This is a genomic window from Streptomyces sp. LUP47B (assembly GCF_001746295.1).
In the GTDB taxonomy this organism is placed as follows: domain Bacteria; phylum Actinomycetota; class Actinomycetes; order Streptomycetales; family Streptomycetaceae; genus Streptomyces.
In genome coordinates this window covers 432,664-458,846 of the sequence record NZ_MJAH01000006.1, presented here as the reverse complement: position 1 = coordinate 458,846, position 26,183 = coordinate 432,664, and the positions used below count along the sequence as shown (strand labels likewise).

27 protein-coding genes and 1 riboswitch are annotated in these 26,183 nt (G+C 71.1%); of the genes, 4 read left to right on the top strand and 23 right to left on the bottom strand.

Going from position 1 to position 26,183, the window contains the following annotated elements; all coding sequences use genetic code 11:
- Window positions 1-25: 25 nt before the first annotated feature.
- The 5 genes from ribH to BFN33_RS20325 all read right to left on the bottom strand — a co-directional run bounded on the left by ribH (window position 26) and on the right by BFN33_RS20325 (window position 4,757).
- Window positions 26-511, bottom strand: a complete 486-nt coding sequence (gene ribH, locus BFN33_RS20345) for a 6,7-dimethyl-8-ribityllumazine synthase (protein WP_030613284.1) — start codon at window positions 509-511, stop codon at window positions 26-28.
- Between the two features lie 28 nt (window positions 512-539).
- A complete protein-coding gene (locus tag BFN33_RS20340; RefSeq protein WP_069761497.1) occupies window positions 540-1,829 on the bottom strand; it encodes a bifunctional 3,4-dihydroxy-2-butanone-4-phosphate synthase/GTP cyclohydrolase II in 1,290 nt (429 codons plus the stop codon).
- Window positions 1,826-2,467 carry a nicotinamide mononucleotide transporter family protein gene (locus BFN33_RS20335; protein ID WP_069761496.1) on the bottom strand — a complete coding sequence of 214 codons (642 nt, stop codon included), beginning with the start codon at window positions 2,465-2,467 and terminating at the stop codon, window positions 1,826-1,828. Before BFN33_RS20335 ends, BFN33_RS20340 begins: the two co-directional genes overlap by 4 nt.
- The gene (locus tag BFN33_RS20330) at window positions 2,464-3,069 is read right to left on the bottom strand and encodes a riboflavin synthase (protein WP_069761495.1); all 606 of its coding nucleotides are present in this window, start codon (window positions 3,067-3,069) and stop codon (window positions 2,464-2,466) included. The genes BFN33_RS20335 and BFN33_RS20330 overlap by 4 nt, the downstream gene beginning before the upstream one ends.
- 147 nt (window positions 3,070-3,216) lie before the next feature.
- Window positions 3,217-3,347, bottom strand: a riboswitch (FMN riboswitch).
- Between the two features lie 237 nt (window positions 3,348-3,584).
- Window positions 3,585-4,757 (bottom strand): ROK family transcriptional regulator, encoded by a 1,173-nt coding sequence (locus tag BFN33_RS20325; RefSeq protein ID WP_069761494.1) that lies wholly within the window; start codon window positions 4,755-4,757, stop codon window positions 3,585-3,587.
- 114 nt (window positions 4,758-4,871) lie between these two features.
- On the opposite strand from BFN33_RS20325, the gene BFN33_RS20320 reads away from it, so the two are divergent.
- Window positions 4,872-6,083 carry an MFS transporter gene (locus BFN33_RS20320; RefSeq protein ID WP_069761493.1) on the top strand — a complete coding sequence of 404 codons (1,212 nt, stop codon included), beginning with the start codon at window positions 4,872-4,874 and terminating at the stop codon, window positions 6,081-6,083.
- A 4-nt stretch (window positions 6,084-6,087) separates the two neighbouring features.
- Here BFN33_RS20320 and BFN33_RS20315 read toward each other — a convergent pair whose 3' ends face one another.
- Window positions 6,088-7,233, bottom strand: coding sequence for a glycoside hydrolase family 6 protein (locus BFN33_RS20315; RefSeq protein ID WP_370743303.1), 1,146 nt, complete (start codon window positions 7,231-7,233; stop codon window positions 6,088-6,090).
- A gap of 157 nt (window positions 7,234-7,390) precedes the next feature.
- Between BFN33_RS20315 and BFN33_RS20310 the strand changes: the two genes are divergently transcribed.
- The gene (locus BFN33_RS20310) at window positions 7,391-8,077 is read left to right on the top strand and encodes a DUF5995 family protein (RefSeq protein WP_069761491.1); all 687 of its coding nucleotides are present in this window, start codon (window positions 7,391-7,393) and stop codon (window positions 8,075-8,077) included.
- 126 nt (window positions 8,078-8,203) lie between these two features.
- On the opposite strand, the gene BFN33_RS20305 is transcribed toward BFN33_RS20310, so the two are convergent.
- The 8 genes from BFN33_RS20305 to BFN33_RS20270 form a co-directional block, all read right to left on the bottom strand.
- Complete coding sequence (locus BFN33_RS20305; protein WP_069761490.1) at window positions 8,204-9,904, bottom strand: NAD(P)/FAD-dependent oxidoreductase; 1,701 nt, start codon at window positions 9,902-9,904, stop codon at window positions 8,204-8,206.
- 32 nt (window positions 9,905-9,936) lie between these two features.
- Window positions 9,937-10,725 (bottom strand): carbon-nitrogen hydrolase family protein, encoded by a 789-nt coding sequence (locus tag BFN33_RS20300; RefSeq protein WP_069761489.1) that lies wholly within the window; start codon window positions 10,723-10,725, stop codon window positions 9,937-9,939.
- Between the two features lie 117 nt (window positions 10,726-10,842).
- Entirely contained in the window at window positions 10,843-12,063 is a 1,221-nt protein-coding gene (locus tag BFN33_RS20295; RefSeq protein ID WP_069761882.1) for an MFS transporter, read from the bottom strand.
- Between the two features lie 105 nt (window positions 12,064-12,168).
- On the bottom strand, window positions 12,169-13,575 hold the full coding sequence (locus tag BFN33_RS20290; RefSeq protein ID WP_069761488.1) for an HAD-IA family hydrolase: 1,407 nt from the start codon (window positions 13,573-13,575) through the stop codon (window positions 12,169-12,171).
- A 20-nt stretch (window positions 13,576-13,595) separates the two neighbouring features.
- Entirely contained in the window at window positions 13,596-14,645 is a 1,050-nt protein-coding gene (locus BFN33_RS20285) for an ABC transporter ATP-binding protein (protein WP_069761487.1), read from the bottom strand.
- A gap of 3 nt (window positions 14,646-14,648) precedes the next feature.
- Window positions 14,649-15,461 (bottom strand): ABC transporter permease, encoded by an 813-nt coding sequence (locus BFN33_RS20280; protein ID WP_069761486.1) that lies wholly within the window; start codon window positions 15,459-15,461, stop codon window positions 14,649-14,651.
- Entirely contained in the window at window positions 15,449-16,345 is an 897-nt protein-coding gene (locus BFN33_RS20275; protein ID WP_069761485.1) for an ABC transporter permease subunit, read from the bottom strand. The genes BFN33_RS20280 and BFN33_RS20275 overlap by 13 nt, the downstream gene beginning before the upstream one ends.
- On the bottom strand, window positions 16,342-17,487 hold the full coding sequence (locus tag BFN33_RS20270; RefSeq protein WP_069761484.1) for an ABC transporter substrate-binding protein: 1,146 nt from the start codon (window positions 17,485-17,487) through the stop codon (window positions 16,342-16,344). Before BFN33_RS20270 ends, BFN33_RS20275 begins: the two co-directional genes overlap by 4 nt.
- 214 nt (window positions 17,488-17,701) lie before the next feature.
- Between BFN33_RS20270 and BFN33_RS20265 the strand changes: the two genes are divergently transcribed.
- The gene (locus tag BFN33_RS20265) at window positions 17,702-18,442 is read left to right on the top strand and encodes a GntR family transcriptional regulator (RefSeq protein WP_069761483.1); all 741 of its coding nucleotides are present in this window, start codon (window positions 17,702-17,704) and stop codon (window positions 18,440-18,442) included.
- 25 nt (window positions 18,443-18,467) lie between these two features.
- The gene (locus BFN33_RS20260; RefSeq protein ID WP_256122802.1) at window positions 18,468-18,926 is read left to right on the top strand and encodes a hypothetical protein; all 459 of its coding nucleotides are present in this window, start codon (window positions 18,468-18,470) and stop codon (window positions 18,924-18,926) included.
- Here BFN33_RS20260 and BFN33_RS20255 read toward each other — a convergent pair.
- The 9 genes from BFN33_RS20255 to rpe form a co-directional block, all read right to left on the bottom strand.
- The gene (locus tag BFN33_RS20255; protein WP_007380661.1) at window positions 18,919-19,371 is read right to left on the bottom strand and encodes an Lrp/AsnC family transcriptional regulator; all 453 of its coding nucleotides are present in this window, start codon (window positions 19,369-19,371) and stop codon (window positions 18,919-18,921) included. The two genes, BFN33_RS20260 and BFN33_RS20255, sit on opposite strands and share 8 nt — an antisense overlap.
- Window positions 19,372-19,381: 10 nt before the next feature.
- Window positions 19,382-20,848 (bottom strand): amino acid permease, encoded by a 1,467-nt coding sequence (locus BFN33_RS20250; RefSeq protein WP_069761482.1) that lies wholly within the window; start codon window positions 20,846-20,848, stop codon window positions 19,382-19,384.
- Window positions 20,849-21,015: 167 nt separating this feature from the next.
- Window positions 21,016-21,402: a hypothetical protein gene (locus BFN33_RS20245; RefSeq protein WP_069761481.1), complete on the bottom strand. Its 387-nt coding sequence runs from the start codon at window positions 21,400-21,402 to the stop codon at window positions 21,016-21,018.
- A 15-nt stretch (window positions 21,403-21,417) separates the two neighbouring features.
- On the bottom strand, window positions 21,418-21,933 hold the full coding sequence (locus tag BFN33_RS20240; RefSeq protein WP_069761480.1) for a GNAT family N-acetyltransferase: 516 nt from the start codon (window positions 21,931-21,933) through the stop codon (window positions 21,418-21,420).
- A 70-nt stretch (window positions 21,934-22,003) separates the two neighbouring features.
- Entirely contained in the window at window positions 22,004-23,446 is a 1,443-nt protein-coding gene (locus BFN33_RS20235; protein ID WP_069761880.1) for a GuaB1 family IMP dehydrogenase-related protein, read from the bottom strand.
- Between the two features lie 132 nt (window positions 23,447-23,578).
- Window positions 23,579-23,893, bottom strand: coding sequence for a barstar family protein (locus BFN33_RS20230; RefSeq protein WP_069761479.1), 315 nt, complete (start codon window positions 23,891-23,893; stop codon window positions 23,579-23,581).
- On the bottom strand, window positions 23,890-24,258 hold the full coding sequence (locus BFN33_RS20225) for a ribonuclease domain-containing protein (RefSeq protein WP_069761478.1): 369 nt from the start codon (window positions 24,256-24,258) through the stop codon (window positions 23,890-23,892). Before BFN33_RS20225 ends, BFN33_RS20230 begins: the two co-directional genes overlap by 4 nt.
- 38 nt (window positions 24,259-24,296) lie before the next feature.
- Window positions 24,297-25,340 (bottom strand): sugar-binding transcriptional regulator, encoded by a 1,044-nt coding sequence (locus tag BFN33_RS20220; protein ID WP_069761879.1) that lies wholly within the window; start codon window positions 25,338-25,340, stop codon window positions 24,297-24,299.
- Between the two features lie 78 nt (window positions 25,341-25,418).
- Window positions 25,419-26,105 (bottom strand): ribulose-phosphate 3-epimerase, encoded by a 687-nt coding sequence (gene rpe / locus BFN33_RS20215; RefSeq protein WP_062045012.1) that lies wholly within the window; start codon window positions 26,103-26,105, stop codon window positions 25,419-25,421.
- Window positions 26,106-26,183 lie beyond the last annotated feature (78 nt).

The window sequence follows — 26,183 nt, the reverse complement described above, 5'->3', positions numbered from 1 at the left end:
CACTTTACGCGTAAGCCCGCACCACCTAACGCCACGGTTCAGATACTGAGCGGAGGGTGGCCGCCGTGGCCACCGCGGCGGTCACCGCCTCGTGCCCCTTGTCCTCGTTGGAGCCCTCGATGCCCGCGCGGTCCAGGGCCTGCTCCTCGGTGTCGCAGGTGAGGACGCCCATGCCGACGGGGACTCCGGTCTCCACCGAGACCTGGGTGAGGCCCTGGGTGACGCCCTGGCACACGTACTCGAAGTGGGGGGTGCCACCGCGGATAACGACGCCGAGGGCGACGATCGCGTCGTAGCCGCGGCCCGCGAGGACCTTGGCGACGACCGGGAGCTCCCAACTGCCGGGGACCCGGAGCAGGGTCGGCTCGTCGATGCCCAAGTCGTGCAGGGCGCGCAGGGCGCCGTCGACCAGTCCGTCCATCACCTTCTCGTGCCACTGCGCCGCGATGACGGCGACCCGCAGGTCACCCACGTTGCGTACGGACAGCTCCGGTGCGCCCTTGCCGCTCACGTTCTTCAGTCTCCTCGGAGTGCTTGTGCTACTGGTTGCTGCAGGTGGACACGGGGGTGGTGTCCAGCCAGGGCAGGTCGTGGCCCATCCGGTCCCGCTTGGTGCGCAGGTAGCGGAGGTTGTGCTCGCCCGCCTGTACGGGCATCGGCTCCCGTCCCGTGACCTTGAGTCCGTGCCGCAGGAGGGCTTCGGACTTGTCGGGGTTGTTGGTCATCAGGCGCAGGGTGTGGACGCCGAGGTCCTGAAGGATCTGCGCGCCGGCGCCGTAGTCCCGGGCGTCGGCGGGCAGGCCGAGTTCCAGGTTGGCGTCGAGGGTGTCGTGGCCCTGCTCCTGGAGTTCGTAGGCCCGCAGCTTGGAGAGCAGGCCGATGCCGCGCCCCTCGTGACCGCGCAGGTAGACCACCACTCCCCTGCCCTCGGCCTGGATGCGCTCCAGGGAGGCGTCGAGCTGGGGGCCGCAGTCGCAGCGCAGGGAGCCGAAGATGTCGCCGGTGAGGCACTCGGAGTGGACGCGGACCAGGACGTCCTCGCCGTCGCCGATCTCGCCGTGCACCAGCGCGACGTGCTCGACGCCGTCGACGGTGGAGCGGTAGCCGTACGCCCGGAAGGTGCCGTGGGCGGTGGGCAACCGGGTCTCGGCCTCGCGGCGGACGGTGGGCTCGCTGGTCCGGCGGTAGGCGATCAGGTCCTCGATGGAGATGATCGTCAGGCCGTGCTTGCGGGCGAAGGGGATCAGCTCGGGCAGCCGGAGCATCCGGCCGTCCTCGCCGGCGATCTCGACGATCGCTCCGGCCGGGCGCAGTCCCGCGAGCCGGGCGAGGTCGACGGCGGCCTCGGTGTGGCCGTTGCGGGTGAGGACGCCTCCGTCCTTGGCGCGCAGCGGGAAGATGTGGCCGGGCCTGACGAAGTCGGTGGGCTCGGCGGCGCCGCTCGCGAGGAGCTGGAGCGTGGTCGCGCGGTCGGAGGCCGAGATCCCCGTGGTCACGCCGTGGGCACCGGAGGCGTCCACGGAGACGGTGAACGCGGTCTTCATCGACTCGGTGTTGTCGTCGACCATCTGCGGCAGTTTGAGCCGGTCCAGTTCGTCGCCCTCCATGGGGGCGCAGATCAGGCCGCGGCACTCGCTCATCATGAAGGCGACGATCTCGGGCGTGACCTTCTCGGCGGCGACGACCAGGTCGCCCTCGTTCTCGCGGTCCTCGTCGTCGACGACCACGATGGGGCGGCCGGCCGCGATGTCGGCGATGGCCTGCTCGACCGGGTCCAGCGCGAAGTCCTCGAAGCCGTCGGTGCTGTAGAGAATGGGTGCGGCGGTCATGCGGGCGCTCCTTCCAGGGCGGGCTGCTTGGACTCACGGGAGCGCAGCCACCAGTCGCGCATGCCCCACAGGACGAGCGCGCCGTAGATGACGTAGACGAAACCGGAGAAGGCGTAGCCGTTGGCGAAGTTCAGCGGGACGCCGACGAGGTCGACGAGGAGCCAGGCGAACCAGAACTCGACCATGCCGCGGGCCTGGGCGTACATGGCGACGACGGTGCCGACGAAGATGTAGGCGTCCGGCCAGGGGTCCCAGGACAGGCTCGGGTTGGCCTTGAAGAACAGGGCGACGGCGACGGTGCCGACTGCGGCGGCGCCGACGAGGGCGGCCCGCTCGCGCCAGGTGGCGAAGCGCGGGGCGATGAGGCCGTCCCCGGACTTGCCCTTGTTGCGGTTCCACTGCCACCAGCCGTACAGGGCGACGACCATGACGACGGCCTGCTTGCCGGCGCTGCCGGTGAGGTGCCCGTAGAAGGCGCCGAAGAGGATGAGGCCGGAGGCGAACTGCACCGGCCAGCTCCACAGGTTGCGCCGCCAGCCGAGGGCGAGGGCGATGAGGCCGAGGATGTTGCCGATCATGTCCGACCAGAGGATGTGCTGGCCGAACAGGGTGAACGCCTCGGTGTTGAGGGAGTTCACTTCCCCGCCCCCTGACCGCTCGCGAGCAGGCGCTCGACGTACTTGGCGACGACGTCGACCTCGAGGTTGACCGGGGCGCCGGGCTGCTTGAGGCCGAGCGTGGTCAGGTCGAGGGTGGTGGGGATGAGGCTGACGGTGAAGTAGTCCGGGCCGGCGTCCACGACGGTGAGGCTGATGCCGTCGACCGTGATGGAGCCCTTCTCCACGACATAGCGCGCGAGGTCCGCGGGCAGCGAGATCTTGATGATCTCCCAGTTCTCGGAGGGCTTGCGCTCCAGGACCTCGCCGGTGCCGTCCACGTGCCCCTGCACGATGTGCCCGCCGAGGCGGTCGCCCACCGCGGTGGGACGCTCGAGGTTGACGCGGGAGCCGACACCCAGGACACCGAGGCTCGAACGGTCGAGGGTCTCGGCCATGACGTCGGCGGTGAACTCGTCACCCTCGTGGTCGACGACGGTGAGGCACACGCCGTTGACGGCGATGGAGTCCCCGTGTTTCGCGCCCTCGGTGACGACGGGGCCGCGCAGTCGGAAACGACAGGCGTCGCCGAGGTTCTCGACGGCGGTGATCTCGCCCAGCTCTTCGACGATTCCGGTGAACACGACCCGGGTCCTCCCTGCCTCATGGGGGCACGGACTCCGGGGCTGTCGATGACGACAGAATGAACGAGCAGGGACACCGGGGGCGACGCCGGACGCACCCGTCCCGAAGGACGGACCGATACGGCGGCGCGCACGAATGCCCGCCCGCCGCGCACTGCCTCCCATCCGGACTTTAACCGTCGGTCCAGGAATTTCACCTGGTCAACCGGCCGCTGGAAGCGGACGGGTCGCGGACTGTAACCGCCGGTTCGGACTTTCACCGACCCCGGAGTGCGCTGCTTCTGGTACAGAGCCAGTGTGCCACGCCTGATCGACGTCCATATGGGCGAAGGGTGTGGGGTGGCTCACAGACAGTACCGATGGACATTTACGGACCGCACTCCCAAGTGCCGGGTGGCTCAGATCCATTGACTAATGGTCTAGTCCTTTTTAGGGTCGCCGTGCGTGGACACCCGTATAGACGGACCCGGCGGCGGTGACGACGGCCCTTGCCCGCCGCCGGGTCTCCTTCGGCCCTAACGGGGTGCGAACACGTCGTCCTGAGCCCTGTCCCTCGCCGTGAGCAGGGCTCCTCGCAGGACCGCCGCTCCGCCCAGCGTGCTCGCTCGCACCTCCGTGGGCAGAGGTGACATACGACGGACCCGGCTCTCCACCCGTGCCGCGAGGTCAGCCCCGCCGGCCTGACCCACCTCGCCGCCCAGGACCAGGCAGCCCGGGTCGAGAATGGCCACGACCGACGCGACTCCTATGGCCAGACGGTCCGCGAGGGCGTCGAGGAAGTCCGCCGAACCCCCGGCCACCGCCTCCCGCACCACGCGCGCGGCCGGCGGCTCGTGCCCGTCCACCTCGACCGCCGGCCCGTACTGCTCCGCCAGTCCCACGATCGCCGCCGACCCCGCGAGGGAGTGGAAGCCCCCCTCACAGTCCACCGCGGACGGCAGCCCCACCGTCCCCGGCACCGGCAGGAAACCGATCTCCCCGGTGCCGCCCGACGCTCCCCGGCGCAGGGTGCCGTCCAGGACCACCGCCGCGCCCGTGCCGTGGCCGAGCCACAGCAGGACGAAGGTGTCCCGGTCCCGGGCCGCACCGTCGCGCTGTTCCGCCAGCGCCGCGAGGTTGGTCTCGTTCTCGACGTGGATGCGCGTCTTCGGGAGCCGTTCCTGCAAGGCCAGCACCAGCCGCCGGTGCCATTCGGGCAGGCCGCCGGAGTCGCGCAGTTCGCCGGTGGCCGGGTCGATGAGGCCGGGGGCGCCGATGCCGACGGTGTGGAGCTCCGGCACCCCCGCCTCCTTCGCCGCGCGTTCGACCAGCGCGACCGCCCGCTCGACCGCGGGCCCGGTCCCCGTGTCCCCTCCGACGGTCACCGACGCCTCGGCCAGCACCCGGCCCAGCAGGTCGGAGACCACGACGGAGACACCCTCGGTACGGACGTCGAGAGCGGCGAGGTGGGCCTGGTCGGCGACGATGCCGTACAGCCTGGCGTTGGGACCGCGGCGCTGCTCCCCCGACTCCCCGACCACGTCGATCAGTCCGGCGGCGGCGAGGCGCTCGACGAGGTCGGCGACGCTCGGCCGGGACAGTCCGGTGAGCTGCTTCAACTGCCCTGCCGTCAGCGGGCCTTCCTGCTGGAGCAGTCGCAGGGCGAGCCGGTCGTTGATGGCCCGGGCGGTGCTCGGGGATGCGGGCATGCCGGGCATCCTCTCAGATCCGCGGTGCCGAAAGTGCGCTATCTATCAGGCAGGGTTCCTGATAGTTTACGGCGGCAGCAGCGGGACGACGAGGACCCGGGGAGGGGCCCGACAATGAGCGATGTGGTGCACGCGTCGGCGGAGGTACGGCGGGCCCGGTACGCCGTGGCCGCGGTGTTCGCCGTGCACGGGGCCGTGACCGGGTCGTTCGCGACGCGGGTGCCGTGGATCCAGGACCATGCCTCGGTGAGCGCGGGTCAACTGGGCTTCGCCCTGGCCTTCACGGCGTTCGGCGCGTCCTGCGCGATGCCGTTGGCCGCCCGGGTCAGCCATCGCTTCGGCAGCCGGACGGCACTGCGCGGGCTGATCGTGCTCTGGACGCTGTCCCTGGTGCTGCCCGGACTCGCGCCCAACCTCTACACGTTGTGCCTGGCGATGTTCGTGTACGGCGCGAGCGCCGGTATGGCCGACGTGGTCATGAACGCGCTGGGCGTCGAGGTGGAGAACCGGCTGGGCAAGTCGATCATGTCCGGGCTGCACGGCATGTGGAGCGCGGGCGCGCTTGTCGGCTCGGCGGGCGGCACGCTCGCCGCGCATCTGGGCGCGGACGCGCGGGTGCACTTCGCGCTGGCGGCGGCCTGCCTCACCGTCCTCGGTGTGCTGGCCTGCCGGTGGGTCCTCGACGTACAGGCCGGTGCGGACGAGGAGCCGCCGCCCCGGTTCGCGCTGCCCCCGAAGTCGGCCCTGTTGATCGGTACGGTCGGTTTCTGCGCGGTGTTCGCGGAGGGGGCGAGCCTGGACTGGTCGGCGGTCTATCTCAAGGACCGGCTGGACTCCTCGGCGGGACTCGCCGCCGCCTGCACGACCGGCTTCATGCTCACCATGGCGGTGGCCCGGATCGTGGGCGACGCCGTGGTCAACCGCTTCGGGTCGGTCCGCACGGTCCGCCTGGGCGGTGTCCTGGCCGCCGGCGGCGGGCTGCTCATCGTCGTCGCGGACCATCCGGCGGTGGCGATGGCCGGCTTCGCCCTGATGGGTCTCGGGATCGCGGTGGTCGTGCCGCTGTGCTTCGCGGCGGCGGGGCGCAGCGGGCCCAATCCGAGCCAGGCGATCGCGGGCGTCGCGACCATCACCTACACCTCGGGGCTCATCGCGCCGAGCCTGCTGGGCGGGGTGGCCCAGGCCACCAACCTGATGGTCTCCTTCATCCTGGTGACCGTCCTGGCCGGCGGTCTCATCGTCTTCGCGGGCGTGCTGCGCGCCGGCGACCGCGACCGCCCGAAGCTGAGCCCCACGGCGGCGGCAGTTCCCGAGCGGCGGTCCTGAAGATCTAGGGCGAGGCCAGGTCGTAGGCGTACGACGGGCTGAACGTGCCCGGTGTGCCCTTGCAGCCGTCCGATTCCCCCGGGAGCTTCACCCACAGGTAGGCGTCGATCCTCGGCTCACCGGTGTCCAGGGTCGGTGCCCGGCCGATCTTCCGGCCGGCCGGGTCGCACCACTCGCCGTCGGGCGGGGCGCCGTTGCCGTTGCGGCTGGTGTCGATGACGGCGCCCAGGCCGGGCGGTCCGTCCAGGCCGTCGAGGATCTGACGGTCGTAGGCGATCTCGGCAGCCGTGGTGTGGAAGTTGGAGACATTGCTGAAGATCCCGTCGGAGGAGGCGGCCGAGGCGGCCCCCGCCTGCTTCAGCAGGGCCGCCTGCTCGGCCGCCGGGCGCCAGCCGGAGTGACCGGCGTCGAAGTAGACGCGCGCCTCGGGGTTCGCGGCCTTCAGGACCCGGCCGGCGCGGGCCAGCGAGGCGAAGCGGGCAGCCCTCTGAGCGGCCGAGAGGCAGTCCGACTGGGCGATCGAGTCGGGCTCCAGGACCACCACGACCTCGCCGGAGCCGAGCCCCGCGGCGAACCTGTCGATCCAGGCGTCGTATGAACCGAGGTCCGGAGCCCCGCCCTGGGAGGCGCCGCCGCAGTCCCGGTCCGGGATCGCGTACGCCACGACCACCGGGACCCTGCCCTGCGCGGCACCGCCCGACGTGACCGCGCGGACCCTGGACGTGATGGTCGCCGGGGCGTAGTCGGCGAACCAGACCGCGGCCGGCTCGTCGGCGATGCGGGACTCTATGACAGCGGCACGCCGGTCGCTCGGGTTGTCCTGCACCCAGTCGAGCACCTGGGAGGACGGGTAGCGGTAGAGGCGGGTGGCGGTCGTGGTCCGGGCCTTCGTGGAACCGGGGCTCGCTTTCCTGGGGGACGGCGACTCGCTGACCTTCACGGAGGGCGAGGCAGAGGCGGAGGCGGAGGGCGCGGCCGGCCCGGACGCCGACGGTACGACGGGCAGCAAGTCCGGACTCGGGGAGCCGCTGACGAGCCCCGGCCGCGCCTCGTCGGAGCCGCCGCGGTCGTCGAGCGCGGAGAGCATCCCGGTCGCGGTGCCGAGGGCGACCACCACGGAGGCCGCCGCGACCATCACGCCGCGGCCCATGGCGCGGCGGCGTGCGGCCCGGCGCGCGGCCAGCCGTTGGGCACGTAGGCCTGGCACCCTGTCGCTCCCCCCTCGCACGGCGGGGACGTTCCCCCGTTCTGGGGAAGCGTCGGGCCCGCCGCTACCCCGGCCAGCCTAGGACTGGGACCCTGCCGCTATGGCGCAATTGGAACAGTTCACCACTCCCCTCGACGCGGTCGTCTCCCGTATGCGCGCCCTGGAGGAGGGCCTGCCCGACCGGGACGGCGTGGCGGTCTTCAACCGCGTCTACCTCGCCGTCACCGAGGCCGTCGACCGGTGCGTCGACGGGGGCCGGTTCGCGGACGCCCGGGCCGCGATCACGCTGGACGTGCGGTTCGCCGAGCGTTATCTCGCGGCGGTGGACGCGGTCGCCCGCGAACGCCGGCCGCCGGCCTGCTGGCGGCCCCTGTTCCAGTTCCGCCGTCATCCCGGCGTACGACCGCTGCAGTTCGCGCTCGCGGGCATCAACGCGCACATCGGCCACGATCTTGCGCTCGCCGTCGTGGACACCTGTCGTAGCCTCGACTGCGAACCCGCCGACGTGGAGGACGAGTTCGACCGCGTGGGTGATCTCCTCGTCTCGCTGGAGGAGCGCATCCGCGAAGATCTGATGCCGGGGCCCGATCTCCTGCAGATCGCCGATCCGCTGACCCACCTGCTCGGCGCCTGGAGCCTGGAGCGCGCCCGCGAGGCCACCTGGACCGCGGCGCGGGCGCTGTGGGCGCTGCGCGGGCTGCCCGACGTGGCCGAGGAGTTCACCGAGCGCCTGGACACGGCGGTGGGATTCGCGGGACGCATGCTGCTCACTCCGCTGCCGGACTGAACCAACTCGCGTTACGTGGGGCGCGTTCGTAGCCCCGGAGACTCTCGTAGCCCATCGGGAGTCCCCTGGCTCGACCGGGCACCGCGGCTTCGGCCCGGACCGCCCCCTTCCAGGGCAGCGGGGGATCTAGTCCTCGGGGAGTTCGACCGGCGCGATCTCCTCGTACACGTCCCCCGGACCCGGGTTGGTCGCGTCGGTCTCGCCGCCGAAGTGGTGCATGACGCCCCAGACCGCGTTCAGCGCGGTCTGGATCGCGCCCTCGGCCCAGCCGGCCGTCCAGGAGATGTCGTCGCCGGCGAGGAAGATGCCCCGCTTGTCCTCGGGCAGGCCGTCCTGCATGAAGTGCGTGAAAAGGCGCCGCTGGTAGCGGTAGTGGCCGGGCAGGTTGGCCTTGAACGCGCCCATGAAGTAGGGCTCGTTCTCCCAGGAGACGGTCACCGGGTTGCCGATGACGTGCTTCCTGATGTCGACCTTGGGATAGATCTCGCCGAGCGACTTCAGCATCACCTCCATCCGCTCGTTCGCGGACAGCGGCAGCCACTTCAGACTGTCGTCGCACCAGGTGTAGGAGAGGCAGATGACGGCGGGCTTGTCCGGGCCGTCGTCGAGGAGGTAGGTCCCCCGCGTCATACGGTCGGTGAGGGTCATCGACATGACGTCTCGGCCGGTGTCCTCGTCCTTGTCCAGCCAGAACGGCCGGTCGACCGGGACGAAGAGCTTGGAGGACTCCATGTAGTGGGTGCGCTCGATCGCCGTCCAGTGGTCGATCGGGAAGAGCGAGTCGTCGCAGGCGATCTTGGAGAGCAGCATCCAGGACTGTGCGGTGAAGATCGCCGCCGCATAGGTGCGGATGTCGCCCCGCGCGTCCGTCACGGTGATCCGGTTGCCGGCTGTGCGGTGCAGCCGGGTGACCGCCGGGCGGGGCTCGCCGTCCTGGTGCAGTGTCGCGAGCGAGGTGCCCTGCGCCCAGTGCACGATCTTCTCCGGCTCGCGCTCCCACAGCCTGAGCGGCAGCTGCTGCGAACCCCCCACGATCCCCCGGTGGTGGTCGTCGGCCTCGGTGTAGACGACGCGCAGGATCTCCAGGATGGAGTTGGGGAAGTCGGTGTCCCAGCCGCCGGTGCCGAAGCCGACCTGCCCGAAGATCTCGCGGTGGCGGAAGGACCTGAACGCCTCGGAGTCGCAGAGGAAGCCGTAGAAGGTCTGGTTGTCGAGCTTCTCGACGAGCCGTGCCCAGATCTCGCGGATGCGCGGCACGTCCCGCTCCCGCAGGGCCCGGTTCATGTCGGTGAAGTCGGCGCCCTCTTCGAGGCACCTGTTCCAGGCCTCGGCGACATCGCGGTAGACCTGCGGGAGATCGGCGATCGTCTCGGCGTAGTGGGACTCGCCCTTGAGGTCGACCACCGTCGAAGGGGTCGCCTCCGCTAGGGGGTTGGGGAAGGGACGGGTCTCCAGGCCGACGAGGTCGATGTAGTGCTGGAGCGCCGTCGAGGAGGGCGGGAAGCGCATCGCGCCCATCTCGGCCGTGAGTCCCTGGGTGCCCTGGCCGTCGAAGCCCACGGTCCGCAGCCGCCCGCCGATCCGGTCGGCCTCGTAGACCACCGGCCTGAGGCCCATCTTCATCAGCTCGTACGCGGCCACGATGCCGGAGAGACCACCGCCGATCACCGCGACCTCGGTGCCGTGCTCGGTCGCCGGTATCTGACCGAGCCCCGCCGGGTGGGCGAGGAAGTCGTCGTAGGCGTACGGGAAGTCCGGACCGAACATGGTGATCGACGGCTGCTGCTCGTCTGCGTGCTCGACGGCGTTGGGCACGGTGGACGTCATGGGGTACGGACTCCTTGAAGCAGTGGGGTGGATCAGACGAGGGACCTGTAGAGGCCGGGCCTGCGGTCCGCCAGATACGGGTTCGCCTCGCGGGAGGCGGCGAGGATCGCGGGGTCGGCGTCGGCGAACACCAGCTCCTCGCCGCGCCCGGCGCGGGCCCGGGCCACCCCGTCGGGGCCGGCCAGCGTGGAGAGCCCGACGAACTCGAACTCCCCTTCCTGGCCGACCCGGTTGACGTAGGCGACGTACATCTGGCTCTCCCAGGCCCGCACCGGCACGAGGGACTCGGCGACGAACTGGAACGGGTGCATCTGGGCCGTCGGCACGAGGAGGAGGTCGGTGCCGGCGAGGGCGTGGGCGCGGACGTTCTCCGGGAACTCGACGTCGTAGCAGATCATGAGGCCGACGGTGAGTCCGCCCAGCTCCGCCTGGATCACCGGCTGTTCGCCGGGCTCGAAGTGGTCGCGCTCGAAGCAGCCGAAGAGGTGGGTCTTGCGGTAGTTCGCGAGACGGACACCGTCGGCGGAGATCAGCTGAGCCGAGTTGTGGACCGCGTCGGAAACGCGCTCGGGATAGCCGTACGCGATCGCGATCCCGTGCCGCTCGGCGATCTCCGCGACCGTGTCCGCCGAGTCGCCGTCGGCCGGTTCGGCGAGGCGGGCGATGTCGTCGCCGATCGCGTACCCGGTGAGGAACATCTCCGGCGCGGTCAGCAGCGCAGCGCCCGCGGCGGCGGCCCGGCCCGCGGCCTCGTCGAGGACCTTGAGGTTCCCCTCGACGGAGCCGGGGCGGCCGGAGCTCTGGAGCAGGGCGGTGCGCATGCGTGATCCTCACCGGGGCGGAAGGTGGTTGTGGGGGCCACAGAGAGGGGCCCCCTAGACGGTACGGGCGGCTCACCAGGGCGGACAAGAAGGAGCCGTTGCGCACCGGTAAGCGTTTCATTGCGTGCGCCGGCGGTCTCCCGGCGATTCGTTGCGCGCGCCGCCGCCCCGGCCCAGCATCAGCGCCGTCACCAGATACGGCACCGAGAGGATCACGAACACCGTGCTGTGCGCCAGGGACGCCCCGAGCAGGGTGTACACACCGAACACGGCGACCGTGACCAGTTCCGTACCCAGGCTGGCCACCGAGGTCAGCGTGGCCCGGCGGGCGTCGTCGATACGGTGCTGGAGCCGGACGTCGGCGAGCACCTCGGCCAGCTGGAAACCGGCGAAGGCGAGGCCCACGAGGACGATGCCGGCGGGGGTGCGGACCCCGGCGCCCACGGCCAGGGCGAGTGCGGCACCGGCGATCAGGGCGGCGAGGCCCCGGGTGCCGAGGCGTTCGGCCGGCCCGGCGAACAGGCTGCCGACGGTGACGATCGCCCAGACCAGCAGGACCAGATAGGGCACGGTCGCGTCGGCCACACCGAGGTCGCGGATCAGCAGCGAGACGTACTCGTCGAGCGCGCCCCACACCGCGGCGACGGCCGGTACGAGCAGCAGGGCCCCCTGGACGGTCCGGTCGCCACGGGCCTCGGCGACCCCGGCCCGCAGGGTCACCGTCCAGCGCGTGCTCCCCTTCTCGGCCGGTACCCGGTGTTCCGGCAGCCGGGTCGCCGTCACCGCGGCCAGCAGACAGGCCAGGACACTGGCGGCGCCCACGGCCGCGTAGCCGCCGAGCGCGAGGACCGGTCCGGCGAGGCCCATCGCCACGACCGTGGCCAGCAGCCGGGCGGCCCGGGTCCGCCCCATCACGCGCGCGTACCGCTCGGCGGCCCCGAGCCGCTCCAGCTCGTCGTAGACCAGGGCTTCCAGTGAGCCGGAGCCGAGCGCGCCTCCGGCTCCCCACAGGACGAAGCCCAGCGCGAAGGCGCCGTAGGACGGCACGGTCACCCACAGCGTGAAGCCGACGGCCGTGAGCAGCGGGCCGATCCACAGCAGCCTGCGTCGCGAGACGGTGTCGGCCCAGGCGCCGGAGGGCACCTCGAGGACGACGGCCGTGATCGACCACAGGGCGAACAGCGAGGAGATCTGCCAGAGCGGCAGACCGGTGTCGGCGAACAGCAGCGCGTACACCGGGTAGAGCAGGACGAGGTCGTCTAGGAACGCGTAGCCGTACAGCGTGGTCGTCAGCCGGCGGACGCCGGTCGCGGGCACACGTGCGGGTGAGAGTGTCATGAGGCCTTCCCGGAAGGGCGGTTCGGACGTCGTCGGTACGGCGTCCGAGGCGGCCCTCGGGAGGCGCGGCTGGTGGATCAATGTCGCCAGGTCATGGCACCGATGTTAGACAGTCCCGGGGCCGCTGCCCAGCGAGAACGTGGTGATCACCGCGGCATGGTCGGACGGCCAGTCGTTGTCCTCGACGTCCGGCCAGGTCCGCTGGATGCCGCTGACGTACGTCCGGGAGTGGAGAACCCGCAGGCCGCGGTGGAGCACGAAGTCGATCCGGTCCTGCGGCTCCGGGTGCGCGTGCACCGGGGACCAGGTGTGCCCCGGGTCGCGTACGGCATCGGGATTGGCCTGCCGGAAGGAGTCCCCGAAGCCCGCCTCCTGTGCCGCCTTGGTCACCGGCCACTCGACGTCCGGCCGGTCCAGGTGGGAGGGACTGTTGAAGTCGCCGGCGAGGACGACGGGAGCCGCGCCCGAGATGCGGCGCAGGGTGTCCCGCAGCTGCCCCGTCCGCACCTCCTCGTGGGCGAGCGGCTCGGCCTCGTAGGGCCCGTAGTGCTCGGCGTCGAGGTGGGCCGTCCAGACCTCGACCTCCTGATCCCCTAGGGCGATCCGGGCCCCGGCGGCCCCGTAGAAACCGACGTCCGGGTCTCCCAGCACGGCCGTGATCGGGAACCGGCTGATGATGCCGAGGTTCGGTCCCGCGCTGTGGTGGTGCCAGCCGAGCGCCTCGGCGAGTTCCCCGGCGGCGGCGCCGTACGTCTCCTGGAGCGCGACCACGTCCACGTCGGTCTCCGCGATGGCCTTGAGCTGCTTGGCCCGGTGGTCGCGGACCTTGGTGCCGCCGTACCAGAGGTTCCAGGTCATCACGCGGAGCCGGTACGGCAGCAGGGAGCGGAGTCTGTCGACGGTGACGCCCTCCAGGCTGGCCCGTACGGTCCGGCCGGGCGCGGCCTCTATGGGGGCGAGCGAGGGCACCGCGAGCACCGCGCAGCCCGCCGCTTCCGCCGAGGCGACGCCGGTCTCCGTGTCCTCGACGGCCACACAGACCGCCGGATCGACGCCGAGCGCCCGGCACGCGGCGAGGTAGGGGTCGGGGGCCGGCTTGGTGTGCGGGGTGTCGTCGGCGGTGACGGAGACCGCGAAGCGCTCGGCGCCGAGCGCGTCGAGCACGGTGTCGGCCACGGCCCGGGGGGACGCGGTCACCAGAGCCGTGGGGACGCCCTCGCGGGCCAGGGCGTCGAGCAGGGCGAGGGCGCCGGGGCGGGGCACGATGCCGGTGCGGACGCGGTCCGCGAACTCCCGGTGGAGGGTCTCGGCGAGGTCCGCGGCCACCGCGCCCGTGATCGCGGCCAGCCAGGCGGCCGTGTACTCGACCGGGCGGCCCAGCACCTCGGGCCGGTCCTCCTCGGTCAGGGCCCGTCCGGCGACCTGCTCCACCGCCTCCCACCACAGCCGCTCGGTGTCGACGAGCGTGCCGTCCATGTCGAACAGGACGGCCTGGAGCGGGAGTCGGTTCACGGGTGCCTCTTTCTGGAAGATCAGGACGTACGTTCGGCCACGAGCACCGGCCGTTCCGGCAGCGACACACTCACCGCGGCACCCGCCGTGAGCTCGGCGGCCTCGTGCGCGGGCAGATCGGCCTTCACGGCGGTGCCGTCGGCGAGCCGGACGGTGACGCGGACGGCCGCGCCCAGGAAGGACGTGGCGATCACGCGGGACTTCCCGTCGGCCGCGGCCCGTACCCGCACGGCCTCCGGCCGTACCAGCACGTCGATCTCGGTCGCGGACGGCACCGGGCCGTCGACCGGCAGCCGCTGCCCGAGCACGTCGACCGTGCCGTCGGCGAGGCGTCCCGGGATCCGGCTCATCGTGCCGACGAACTCGGCGACGAAGGCGGTGGCGGGGCGGCCGTACAACTCGCCTGGCGCCGCGCACTGTTCGAGCCTACCGGCGTGCATCACGGCGACCCGGTCCGCCATGGACAGGGCCTCCTCCTGGTCGTGGGTGACGAACAGGGTGGTGATACCGAGCTCCTGCTGGAGCCGCCGGATCTCTTCGCGCAGGGTGAGCCGCACCTTTGCGTCCAGCGCCGACAACGGCTCGTCCAGCAGCAGCACGCGAGGGCGCAGGGCGAGCGCCCGGGCGAGCGCGACCCGCTGCTGCTGACCGCCGGAGAGCTGGTGCGGGAACCGCCCGCCCTTCTCGGCGAGCCCGACCAGTTCCAGCAACTCGGCTGCCCTGGAACGCCGTTCGGCCGTGCGGACCTTGCGCATCCGCAGTCCGAAGGCCACGTTGTCGAGCGCGTCGAGATGCGGGAAGAGGCTGTACGACTGGAAGACCATCCCGGCGTCCCGGCGGTGGGCCGGAACCCGGGTGACGTCCTCGCCGTCCACCAACACCTCACCGGAGTCGGGGTGTTCGAAGCCGGCGAGCATCCTGAGCGCGGTGGTCTTGCCGCAGCCGGACGGCCCGAGCAGGGCGACGAGCTCACCGGGCCGGACGGTCAGGTCGAGGCCGTCGAGGGCGACGGTCGGGCCGAACTCCCTTCTGATCCCCCGGAATTCGACGGTTGCCGCTGTTTCAGACATGGATCATCCCCGGGAAGTAGTACGGGTACGGCCGCCGAAGCCGGCCAGGACGAGGAGCAGCACCCACGTCACGAGCAGGCTGAGCACGGACACGGCGACGGACAACTGGGCCTGCGAGCCGCTGACGTTGACGATCCACACGGCGAAGGGCCGAAAGCCCAGGAGCTGGGCCACGGTGAACTCGCCGAGCACCAGGGCCAGCGTGAGGAAGGAGGCGTTGAGCAGGGCGCCGCGCAGATTGGGCAGTACGGCCCGGACGAGGGCCTGCGGCCAGCCGGCACCGCAGCTGCGGGCGGCCTCCACGAGGGTGCGGACGTCGACGGCGCGGAGCCCGGCGTCCAGTGCCCGGTAGACGAACGGCAGCGCCATCACGACGTAGGCCAGGACCAGGACGAAGGGGAAGTCGGGGTTCTGGATCGCCACGAAGGTCTCGAACAGCGGGGTGCGGGAGAGGTGGTCGGGCCCCCACTTGAGGACCGTGCCGAGGCCGGCGACGAACGCGATCGGCGGGACGACCAGTGGCAGCGAGCACACCACCTCGACGAGCGGCCTGAGCCGGGGGGCGCCGAGCCGCAGCGCGACCATCGCGGGCACCATCAGCAGCAGGACCACGGCGATGGTGGCGAGGGCCAGCTCCAGCGAGAGCAGCAGGCTGGAGACGAAACCGTCGGTGGAGAAGATCTGTGTGTACGCGTCGAAGGTGATCCCCTGGCCGGGCACGTCGACGGTGAAGACGACGGACGCGGCGAGCGGCACCAGGAAGTACAGTCCGGCGAGGCCGAGCACGCCCCACCGCCACAGGTTCAGGCGAGCCATCGCGCACTCCTCCGCTGCAGGGGCAGGTACACGGCCATGACCAGGCCCGCGACCAGGACCATGTCGAGGCTGAGGGCGAGCGCCACGTTCTCCTGGCCGACGAGCACGTTGCCGGAGATCGCGTCGGCGATCTGGAGGGTGACCAGCGGGATGGAGCTGCCCACCATCGCGGCGGCGGTGGCGTATGCGGCGAAGGCGCTGCCGAAGAGCAGGACGAACCCGCCGAGCAGCGTGGGCAGCAGGACGGGCAGGGCGACAAAGCGCCAGTACTGCACGCCCGTTGCCCCGTTGTTCTGGGCCGCCTCGCGCCACTGGGTGCGCAGTCCGTCCAGGGCGGGCGTGATCGTGAGCACCATGAGGGGGATCAGGAAGTACAGGTAGACGATGACGAGGCCCCAGAAGCTGTAGAGGTCCCAGCCCTTGTCCGTGAGGCCCAGATGCCGGGTCAGGACGCCGGCGTTGCCGAGCGTGGCGACGAAGGCGAAGGCCAGCGGGACGCCACCGAAGTTGGCGAGGACCCCGGACGCGGTGAGCACCGCCTCGCGCAGCCCGCGGAAGCGGGAGGACACCACGGCCTGGGCCAGCGGCAGACCGAAGGCAGTCGCCAGGGCGGCGGACACGGCCGACAGCTTCACGCTGCCGAGCAGCGCGGTGAGATACGCGCCCTTCAGGGAGGCCGTCAGGTTGTCGACGGTGTACGAAGTCGCCCCGGTGGCCGGGTCCTTGGCGGTGAACGCGCCGTCCAGCATGGCGATCGCGGGCAGTCCGAAGGCGACCGCGACGAACACGAGCAGCGGGACGACGGCGATCCAGCCGAGGGACCGGCGCCGCCGCTTCACCTGAGCGGCGGGCGCCGTGTCCACCCGTACGGCGGTGGCCGTCATCCGGAGACGGCCTTCGCCCAGCCCTGTCCGAGGACCGTCTTGGCCTTGTCCTGCTGGGCCTCGGTCGGGAAGGACGGGGTGCCGGAGACCTGGGGCAGCTTGGCGGCCGCCGTCTTGTCGAGGGTGCCGGCCTTCTCCATGGCGGTCATCAGGGCCGGGCGGGCGTATCCCTTGAGCCACAGGTTCTGGCCCTCGGCGCTGTAGAGGTACTCCTGCCACAGACGGGCGGCCGCGGGGTGCGGGGCGTCCTTGTTGACGGCCTGGGAGTAGTACTGCGAGAACTGGCCGTCGCTCGGCACCGACACCTTCCAGTCGACGCCCTTGGACTTGAACTCGTCGGCGTACCCGGCGTTCAGGTAGTCCCAGTCGATGCTGATCGGCGTCTCGCCCTTCTCGACGGTGGCCGGGGTCGACTCGACGGGCGTGTAGTTGCCGTTCTTCTTGATCTTGGCGAAGAAGTCGAGGCCGGGCTGGATGTCGTCGAAGGAACCGCCGCTCGCGAGCGAGGCCGCGTAGACGCCGCCGAAGGCCGAACCGGACTTGGTCGGGTTGCCGTTGAGGGCGACCTGGCCCTTGTACTGCGGCTTGAGCAGGTCGGCGAAGGTGGTGGGGCAGGTCTTGACCCGCTTCGCGTCGCAGCCGATGGAGATGTAGCCGCCGTAGTCGTTGTACCAGCGGGCCTGCGGGTCCTTCTGCCCGGTGGGGAGGTCGCCGTACGAGGCCACCTTGTACGGCGCGAGCAGGCCCTGCTGGGCGGCGCTGAGGGCGAAGGAGCTGCCGAGGTCGAGGACGTCGGGCGCCCGGGTCTGCCCCTTGCGCGAGGTCACGGCGTTGATCTCGTCCTGGCTGGAGCCGTCGGGGTTCTCGACGGCGATCTTGATGCCGTACTTCTTCGTGAAGCCGTCGATGAGGGCGCCGTAGTTGGCCCAGTCGCGGGGCAGCGCGATGGCGTTGAGCGTGCCCTCCTTCTTCGCCGCGGCGACCAGCTTGTCCATGCCGCCGAAGTCGGCGGCCGAGGTGGCGGTGGCGGCGTTCTTGCCGTCGGCGGTGGTCGACGCGTTGTCGGGGGCTGCGCCGCACGCGCTCAGGGCGAGGGCGGCGAGAACACCGAGGGCGGCTGTTCTCGGGAGGGACACGGTCACGGCTTCTCCAGGGGACGCGCGAGGGTGCAGGAGCCAAAGGGAGATAACTTGTCTGAACAAGTTGGCCTCAGTAAGGCCGCCGCTGGTGTCGCTCCGGTAAACACTGGCGAAACGCTGACCCCGAATTTCCGCACAATCTGAGCCCTCTCCCCACCCACCGGGATGTCGACTACCCTGGTCACGCTGTGCACAGAGACCGACTCAGAGGGGAAGCATGGGGGCGCGACACGAGGAGATCGCCGACGAACTGCGTCGGGCGATCGACCGCGAGGAGTACACCGTCGGCAGTCTGCTGCCCGCCGAGACGGAGCTCGCGGCGCACTACGGCGTCTCGCGCGGGACGGTCCGCCAGGCGGTCGCGGCGCTCACGGCCGAGGGACTCATCGGCTCCCGCCAGGGCGCCCGGCGGGTCGTGCTGGCCAGCCGCCGCAGCCAGAGCTTCGCCGAACTGCGGAGCTTCGCCGAGTGGGCGCGGGCGATGGGGCGTGAGGCGACGGGGCGGGTGATCGCGCAGGAGTACCGGCCGGCCTCCAAGGAGGACTCGACACGCCTCCAACTGACGGCCGGAACCCCGGTGTTGCATGTCCTGCGGGTGCGCGGACTGGACGGCGAACCGGTGCTTCTGGAGCGGACGGTGTACGCCGACTGGATCTCCCCGACCGTCGAGTCCATCGAGCCCGAGTGCCCCTCGGTCACCCAACGCCTGTACGACGACACGGGGTTGGTCTTCGCTTACGGGGAGCACGTCATCGACGCGGTGGCGGCGGGCGCGCAGGACGCCGAGCTGCTGGAAGTCCGCCGCACGAGCCCGCTGCTGAGGGTCCGCCGGGTGACCACCACCCGGGAAGGGCGACCCGTGGAGTGGTCGGACGACCGCTACCGTTCCGATGCGGTGAGCTTCAGCGTGCACAACTCGATCGACAACAACGCGCTGGCGCGGAAGACAGCGGAGTAGGGTCCCCGCCCGACAGGAGGTTCCGTTGGACATCGGTATGTTGCCCCCGGTCGACGAGCATGCGGTGATCGTCTCGGCGACGGCCGTCGAGGTCTGGGATGCGCTCGGCAAGACCCTGGAACAGTCCTTCGGCCGACCCCACTCCACCCGCTACGCCCGTCTCGTCGGCGTCGCCGACCGTACGGCGTCCGGACCCCGGCCCCTCGCCGCGGGGTCGGCCTTCCCCGGGTTCCGGGTGGCCCACGCGGCCCCGGGACGGGAACTGGTCCTCGTCGGGCGGCACCACTTCTCGACGTACGCCCTGGTCTTCCGCCTGGAGGAGGCCACCCCGGGGCGCACCCGGCTGCGGGCCGAGACTCGGGCCCGGTTCCCAGGCCCCGGCGGTGCCCTCTACCGGCTGCTCGTCATCTCCTCCGGCGCGCACGGCCTGCTCACCGGGCGGCTGCTGGCGGCGGTCCGGCGCCGTGCCGAGCAGGTCAGGTAGGCGAGCCCGAGGAGAAGCGGCGCAGCAACGGGGAGAGGACCAGGACCGACTTGGTGCGCTCCACGAACGGCTCGCCCGCGATCCGCTCCAGGACCCGTTCGAAGTGCCGCATGTCGGAGGCGAAGACCTGGACGACCGCGTCGGCCTCCCCGGTGACGGTGGAGGCCGCCACCACCTCCTGGTAGCGCTCCAGACCCCGCTGGATGGTCTCCGGGGAGGTGTTGCGCCGGCAGTAGATCTCGACGAACCCCTCGGTCTCCCAGCCGAGGGCCGCCGGGTCCACCCGTACGGTGAACCCGGTGATGGCCCCGGTGGCGCGCAGCCGGTCCACGCGGCGCTTCACGGCGGGCGCGGACAGGCCGACGATCTGCCCGATGTCCGCGTAGGAGCGGCGGGCGTCCTCGGCGAGGGCGTGCACGATGCGTTCGTCGAGATCGTTCAGCACGGTGGGTGGATCAGCTTTCGGGTGTTGCGAGTCGGGAACGGCGATGGCCGTACAGGAAGTAGAACACGAGCCCGACGGCCATCCAGACTCCGAAGACCACCCAGGTGACGGTGGAGAGGCTGCCCATCATCCAGACGCAGAAGCCGAGGCCGAGAGCCGGGAAGACCGGCGAGAGCGGGACGCGGAAGGTGCGGGGCATGTCGGGGCGGGTCCGGCGCAGCACCACGACGGCGATGTTGACCAGGGCGAAGGCGAAGAGCGTGCCGATGCTGGTGGCGTCCGCGAGCTGCCCGAGCGGGATGGCCGCCGCCAGTACCCCGCAGAACAGGGACACGATCACCGTGTTCGCCCGGGGCGCGCCGGTCTTGGGGTGGACCCGGCCGAACACCTTCGGTGCGAGTCCGTCCCGGGACATCGCGAAGAGGATGCGGGTCTGGCCGTAGAGCACGGTCAGGACGACGCTCGCGATGGCGATGACCGCGCAGAACGCCAGCAGGGTGCCCCAAAAGCTCTGCCCGGTGACCTCGCGCATGATCTGGGCGAGGGCGGCCTCGGAGTCGTTGAAGTGCCGCCAGGGCTTCGCGCCGACCGCGACGGCGGCGACCAGTACGTACAGCGCGGTCACGATGACCAGCGACAGCATGATCGCGCGAGGCAGGTCACGCTGGGCGTTCTTCGCCTCCTCACCGGCCGTGGAGGCGGCGTCGAAGCCGATGTAGGAGAAGAAGAGCGTGGCACCGGCCGCGCTGACCCCTGCCATCCCGAGCGGCATGAAGTGCTCGTAGTTGCCGGAACGGAAGCCCTGGATTCCGATCGCGCAGAACAGCACCAGCGCGGCTATCTTCACGACGACCATGACGGTGTTGGCGCGGGCGGACTCGCGGGCCCCGCCCAGCAGGAAGGCCATGGCGAGGAGGACGACGATCAGTGCCGGGAGGTTGAAGACACCGCCGTCGCCGGGCGGGGCGGACAGCGCGTCCGGGATGGTGACGCCGATGGTCCCGTCGAGGAGCTCGTTCAGGTATTGGCCCCAGCCGACGGCCACGGCGGCGACCGAGACGCCGTACTCCAGGACCAGGCACCAGCCGCAGATCCAGGCGATCAGTTCGCCCATGGTTGCGTACGCATACGAGTACGAGGAGCCGGCGACCGGAATGGTGCCCGCGAGCTCGGCGTAGGAGAGGGCCGAGAAGAGGGCGGTGAGGCCGGCGATCACGAAGGACAGGGTCACGGCGGGACCCGCCTTCGGCACGGCCTCGCCCAGCACGACGAAGATGCCGGTGCCGAGGGTGGCGCCGATGCTGATCATCGTCAGCTGCCACAGTCCGAGGGAGCGCCTGAGGGCTCCGCCCTCGCCCTGGCCGCCCTCCGCGACCAGGCGTTCCACGGGTTTGCGCCGCATGAGGCGCGCGCCGAGCCCCGGGGACGTGGGGGCTTGTTGGGTGCGGTGGTGCGTGGGTGCACCTTGGTCGAGCACGCGCTGACTCCTTCGTCGCTGCAGGTGAGTACAGCGCAGCACCCTACGAGCCCGGACGTCGCGGTCGTAATGCAGCAACCTTGCACGCACTCGCAAGATCGTTGCGTTCCGGGCCGATGGGCGGGCGTTCGTTGCGCGCGCCCCCCGCCGGTGCCCGTCGACCCTCGTCAGCGGTCCTCCGGCTCCCCCGCCACAGCCCGCGCCTCAGCCACGTCCGCCTCGTCGAACCCCATCTGGCCGGGCTTGCCGTACGCCTCCCGCTGGGCGTCGATCCAGCGGGTGTGGGCCTCCCACGCGGCCTGTTTGCTGGTGCCCAGCGCGGCCCCGATCTGCGACCAGGAGGCGCCGGCCACGCGGGCCGCGCGCACGGTCAGCTGACGGCCGTAGGACGCCTTGCGGGCCACGACCTCGCTCAGGGCGAGGAGTTCGAGCAGTTCGGCCCGGTCCGGGGTGTCCGTGGCCCCGCCCATCGCCTCCCGCATGCGCAGCTCGTCGAGCCGGGAGACGGCGGTCAGCAAGGTGTACTGCGGCTCGATGCTCTCGGGTGTCGTCATACTCCCAGATTTACGTCAGGCAGGCTTGACGTCAAGGTGGCCTGACGAGAGTTCTCGGACGAGGAACGTGCAGGCGTCGGCACACTCACGGGTCGTGCCGTCGTGGTCCCGGTACGAGTAGCGGTCCAGGTATTCGGTCACCGGCCGGTAGCCGAGCCGTGCGTACAGTCCCGCCGCACGCGGGTTGTCCTTCCCGACGCCGATACCCACGGTCGTCAGACCCCGCTCGCGGGCCAGTTCCTCGGCGGTCCGGATCAGCTCGGTGCCGATCCCCCGTGAGCGCAGTTCCTCGGGCCACACCGCGAGGCCGCCGATCTCGGGGCAGTCCAGGGTGACCTCGGGGGCGGCACACCCGGTCCAGCGCATCTCCGCGTGTCCCACGGGCCGCCCCTCCAGCCACGCGACGAGATACGTGCACTCCTCCGCCTCCTGCCGCGCGAACCGCCGGGCGTGGAAGGACGTGGCTCCGGGCGATCCCATGTACCGGTCCAGCAGCGCGACATCGCCGCTCCGGCAGACGCTGATCTCCATACGACGACCGTACGGACCGGGAAGGCGGACGGCCCCCGATTTTCGACGGGGGCCCGCACCACGGACGGGCTCAGCTCCAGCTGGCGTGCAGCGGCTTGCCCTCGGCGTAGCCGGCCGCGCTCTGGATACCGACGACCGCCTTCTCGGCGAACTCCTCCAGGGAGCCCGCACCGGCGTAGGTGCAGGAGGAGCGGACGCCCGCGATGATCGAGTCGATCAGGTCCTCGACACCCGGGCGGGCCGGGTCGAGGAACATCCGGGAGGTGGAGATGCCCTCCTCGAACAGCGCCTTGCGGGCCCGGTCGTACGCCGACTCGTCCGACGTGCGATTGCGCACCGCCCGCGCGGACGCCATGCCGAAGGACTCCTTGTAGAGCCGTCCGCTCGCGTCCTGCTGAAGGTCGCCCGGCGACTCGTAGGTGCCCGCGAACCAGGACCCGATCATCACGTTGGACGCGCCGGCGGCCAGCGCCATGGCGACATCGCGAGGGTGCCGGACACCGCCGTCGGCCCACACGTGCTTGCCGTACTTCCTCGCCTCGGCCGCGCACTCCAGAACCGCCGAGAACTGCGGCCGGCCGACGCCGGTCATCATGCGGGTGGTGCACATGGCGCCGGGCCCCACACCGACCTTGATGATGTCCGCGCCCGCCTCGACCAGGTCCCGCACTCCCTCGGCGGCCACGATGTTGCCGGCCACGATCGGGACCTGCGGGTCGAGCGCCCGGACCGTCCTGATCGCGGTGATCATCGACTCCTGGTGGCCGTGCGCGGTGTCGATGACGAGGGTGTCGACACCCGCGTCGAGCAGCTGCTTGGCCTTCTCCGCGAAGTCGCCGTTGATCCCCACGGCGGCGGCGATGCGCAGCCTGCCTTGAGCGTCCACGGCCGGGGTGTACAGCGTGGCCCGCAGGGCGCCCTTGCGGGTGAGGATGCCGGCGAGACGGCCGTCCTTGTCGACTGCGGGGGCGTAGCGGCGGTTGGCCGCGTCGAGGCGGTTGAAGGCCTCACGGGGGTCGATGTCCGCGTCGAGGAGCACCAGATCGCGCGACATGACCTCGGCGAGCTGCGTGAAACGGTCGACCCCGGTCAGATCCTGGTCGGTGACGACACCCACGGGCCGGCCCGCCTCGTCGACGACCACACCGGCGTTGTGCGCGCGCTTGGGCAGCAGAGCCAGCGCGTCGGCGACGGTCTGGTGCGGGGCCAGCACGATCGGGGTGTCCAGGACGTGGTGGCGGCTCTTGACCCAGGAGACGACCTCGGTGACGACCTCGATCGGAATGTCCTGCGGAATGACGACGAGGCCACCGCGGCGGGCCATGGTCTCCGCCATGCGGCGCCCGGCGATGGCGGTCATGTTGGCGACGACCAGCGGGATGGTGGTGCCCGTGCCGTCCGCGGAGCTGAGATCCACCCCCTGCCGCGAGCCGACGGCGCTGCGGCTCGGGACCATGAAGACGTCGTCGTACGTCAGGTCGTACGGGGGCTGGATGTCGTTGAGGAAACGCACGTGCTGCACATCCCAGTCGATCAGAGGTGGCCCCCGGACAGGTCAGCCAGGGGGAAAGAGCACGTACTTCATTCTCCCATGCCGGGCGGAAAGCCACCCACGGGCGAATCGTCCAGACCAGCCGGAGGGGCCTTAGGACGAACCTCCAAGGGCGAGCGCCACGGTGAGCGCGGACGCCTGCGCGAACACCTCGCGCGCGGTCGCCCACTCGTCCGGCCGCGCCCCGGCGTACCGGTCCCAGTTCCGTACGACGACGACGGTCTCTTCTTCGCCGGCGTCCTCGGAGCCCTCCTCGGACCACAGGCCCGGGTCGGAGAGGACGTCGGCCAGCGCGTCCCAGTTGCGGCCGAACCAGTCCGGCAGCCGCAGGTCCCGGGCGCAGCGGTCCATCAGGTCCGCCTTGTCCGCGACCCCGTCGAGGTCCAGCGTGACCACGCGTGCCGTCATCTCAGTACCGCCCTGAACGAGTCGTAGTGATCATCGGTGTAGTAGATCTCCCCGCCCTGCCCGGTGACGATGCGCCGGGCCCCGCGATCGCGCGAGCCCGGCGTGGGGACGGTGTACTCGTGGTAGTAACCGCGCTGGTGCGCGGGCAGCAGCCGCTCGAAGTTCCCGAAGACCGAGCCGTCCTTGGCGTACGGGAACGGACCGCCCCTGTCGATGAGTTCGAGGGTCTGCCGGGCCTCGGCCGGGAGTTTCGGCTCCTGGACGGTGGCCAGGCCCCCGCCCGTCGACGGATCGTTGTCGGTGGCCGAACATCCCGTCAGGACCAGCAGACACAGAAGCATTCGGGAGACGAACCGCAGCAGCATGCGCTCGATGCTGCCACGGCCGTCCCCTCTGACCTGCCTCAGGGCCCGTCCGGGTCCGCCCTGTTGAGGGCCGGCTTCGGCGTCGTCCCCGCCGTCATCAGGTAGTCCGCGGCGGAGGTGTCCGTCACCAGGCTGGTGACGAGCCCGGACCGCAGCACCGCGTCGATCGCGGCCCCCTTCCGCTGGCCACCGGCGATCGCGACGACCTCGGGGATACGGCGGAGCTGCTCGGTCTTGACGGTGATGCACCGCTCCCCCAGGTCCCGTCCGACCCGGCGGCCCTCGGCGTCGAAGAGGTGCGCGGACATCTCGGCGGCGACACCGAGGGAGGCGTAGTGCGCCCGCTCCTCGTCGCTGAGCATGTCGTGCACCGTCGAGATGCCCGGCTCCCAGGAGCCGATGGAGACACAGGCGACCGTGACCTTGTCGAAGTACTCGAAGGCCCGGGCGATCCCGGTCTGGTTGCGCAACGCGGCCGCGGTGGCCGCGTCCGGCAACAGCATCGGCGCGTAAATCGGGTGGGCGTCCCCACCGGACACCTGGGCGGCCCGCCGCACCGCCTCCACCGAACCGCGCTCGGCGGTCCCGGCGTCGTACACACCCGTCAACTGCACCACCGTGCACGGGGGCAGCCGGTCGAGGGCCGCCGCCATGTGGATGGTGGAACGACCCCAGGCCAGGCCCAGGATGTCGCCCTCGTCGACCAGTTCGCCGAGCAGGTCGGCGGCCACTTCTCCCAGGTTCTCGGGATCGGGCGAGTCCTGGGCTTCGGCCGGGGACTCGACCACCACGGCGTGCCTGAGGCCGTAGCGGGCGCGGAGCGCGTCGGAGCGCTCGGCGTCCAGCTCGGCGGGCACGCGGATCTCGATGCGTACGAGATCCCGTTCGAGGGCGGTCTCCAGGACCCGGGCCACCTTGAAGCGGCTGACGCCGAACTCCTCCGCGATCTGGATCTTGGACTTGCCCTCGAGGTAGAAGCGGCGGGCCATGGCCGCCGCCTGCACCAGCTCAGCGGGTCCCATCCGCATGGCTGACCGGCCAGCCGACATACCCGACACGGCGATCTCCTCACTGCTGTTCACACTCTGGATTCGCCGTTCATCCTTGCAGATCCGGCGCACTTGATCAGCCCTGATGGGCGCCGTTCACGTTCCTGACGCTCAGTGGTCGCACGCCCACGAAGCCTTCGCGGTCGCCCCCTCCGCCTGGTTGCGCAATACACGTACCGCCTCGGCCGGGTCGGACGCCCCGTACACCGCGGATCCGGCGACGAAGACGTCGGCGCCCGCGTCCGCGCAGCGCTCGATGGTGGAGGCCGAAACGCCACCGTCGACCTGGAGCCACAGCTCAAGCCCGTGCTTGCTGATCAACTCGCGGGTCCGGCGAATCTTGGGGAGCATGATGTCGAGGAAGGCCTGTCCCCCGAAACCGGGCTCGACCGTCATGATCAGCAGCATGTCGAGCTCGGGGAGCAGGTCCTCGTACGGCTCGATGGGCGTCGCGGGCTTCAGCGCCATGGAGGCGCGGGCACCCTTGGCCCGGATCTCCCGGGCGAGCCGGACCGGAGCGGCGGCCGCCTCCACATGGAAGGTGACGGAGGAAGCCCCCGCCTCTACGTACTGGGGCGCCCAGCGATCGGGGGCCTCGATCATCAGATGGCAGTCCAGCGGGGTGTCCGTCGCACGGGCCAGAGACTCTACGACCGGCACACCGAGCGTGAGGTTCGGGACGAAATGGTTGTCCATGACGTCTACGTGGAGCCAGTCGGCTCCCTCGACCGCCTTCGCCTCGTCCGCGAGGCGGGCGAAGTCGGCGGACAGGATGCTGGGATTGATCTGCGCGGCCATGCCCCAAGCCTCCCATGCCGGGGCACGAAGGAGCGCGCCGGTCCAGACCTAAGCCGTTCATCGGATGTTGTGAACGAC

Excerpts from the sequence above, each read along its gene's own strand:
- BFN33_RS20340 (WP_069761497.1), bottom strand. The coding sequence starts at position 1,829 with ATGACCGCCGCACCCATTCTCTACAGCACCGACGGCTTCGAGGACTTC.
- BFN33_RS20325 (WP_069761494.1), bottom strand. The coding sequence starts at position 4,757 with ATGCCCGCATCCCCGAGCACCGCCCGGGCCATCAACGACCGGCTCGCC.
- BFN33_RS20320 (WP_069761493.1), top strand. The coding sequence starts at position 4,872 with ATGAGCGATGTGGTGCACGCGTCGGCGGAGGTACGGCGGGCCCGGTAC.
- BFN33_RS20315 (WP_370743303.1), bottom strand. The coding sequence starts at position 7,233 with ATGGGCCGCGGCGTGATGGTCGCGGCGGCCTCCGTGGTGGTCGCCCTC.
- BFN33_RS20310 (WP_069761491.1), top strand. The coding sequence starts at position 7,391 with ATGGCGCAATTGGAACAGTTCACCACTCCCCTCGACGCGGTCGTCTCC.
- BFN33_RS20305 (WP_069761490.1), bottom strand. The coding sequence starts at position 9,904 with ATGACGTCCACCGTGCCCAACGCCGTCGAGCACGCAGACGAGCAGCAG.
- BFN33_RS20300 (WP_069761489.1), bottom strand. The coding sequence starts at position 10,725 with ATGCGCACCGCCCTGCTCCAGAGCTCCGGCCGCCCCGGCTCCGTCGAG.
- BFN33_RS20295 (WP_069761882.1), bottom strand. The coding sequence starts at position 12,063 with ATGACACTCTCACCCGCACGTGTGCCCGCGACCGGCGTCCGCCGGCTG.
- BFN33_RS20285 (WP_069761487.1), bottom strand. The coding sequence starts at position 14,645 with ATGTCTGAAACAGCGGCAACCGTCGAATTCCGGGGGATCAGAAGGGAG.
- BFN33_RS20280 (WP_069761486.1), bottom strand. The coding sequence starts at position 15,461 with ATGGCTCGCCTGAACCTGTGGCGGTGGGGCGTGCTCGGCCTCGCCGGA.
- BFN33_RS20275 (WP_069761485.1), bottom strand. The coding sequence starts at position 16,345 with ATGACGGCCACCGCCGTACGGGTGGACACGGCGCCCGCCGCTCAGGTG.
- BFN33_RS20265 (WP_069761483.1), top strand. The coding sequence starts at position 17,702 with ATGGGGGCGCGACACGAGGAGATCGCCGACGAACTGCGTCGGGCGATC.
- BFN33_RS20245 (WP_069761481.1), bottom strand. The coding sequence starts at position 21,402 with ATGACGACACCCGAGAGCATCGAGCCGCAGTACACCTTGCTGACCGCC.
- BFN33_RS20240 (WP_069761480.1), bottom strand. The coding sequence starts at position 21,933 with ATGGAGATCAGCGTCTGCCGGAGCGGCGATGTCGCGCTGCTGGACCGG.
- BFN33_RS20230 (WP_069761479.1), bottom strand. The coding sequence starts at position 23,893 with ATGACGGCACGCGTGGTCACGCTGGACCTCGACGGGGTCGCGGACAAG.
- BFN33_RS20225 (WP_069761478.1), bottom strand. The coding sequence starts at position 24,258 with ATGCTGCTGCGGTTCGTCTCCCGAATGCTTCTGTGTCTGCTGGTCCTG.
- rpe (WP_062045012.1), bottom strand. The coding sequence starts at position 26,105 with ATGGCCGCGCAGATCAATCCCAGCATCCTGTCCGCCGACTTCGCCCGC.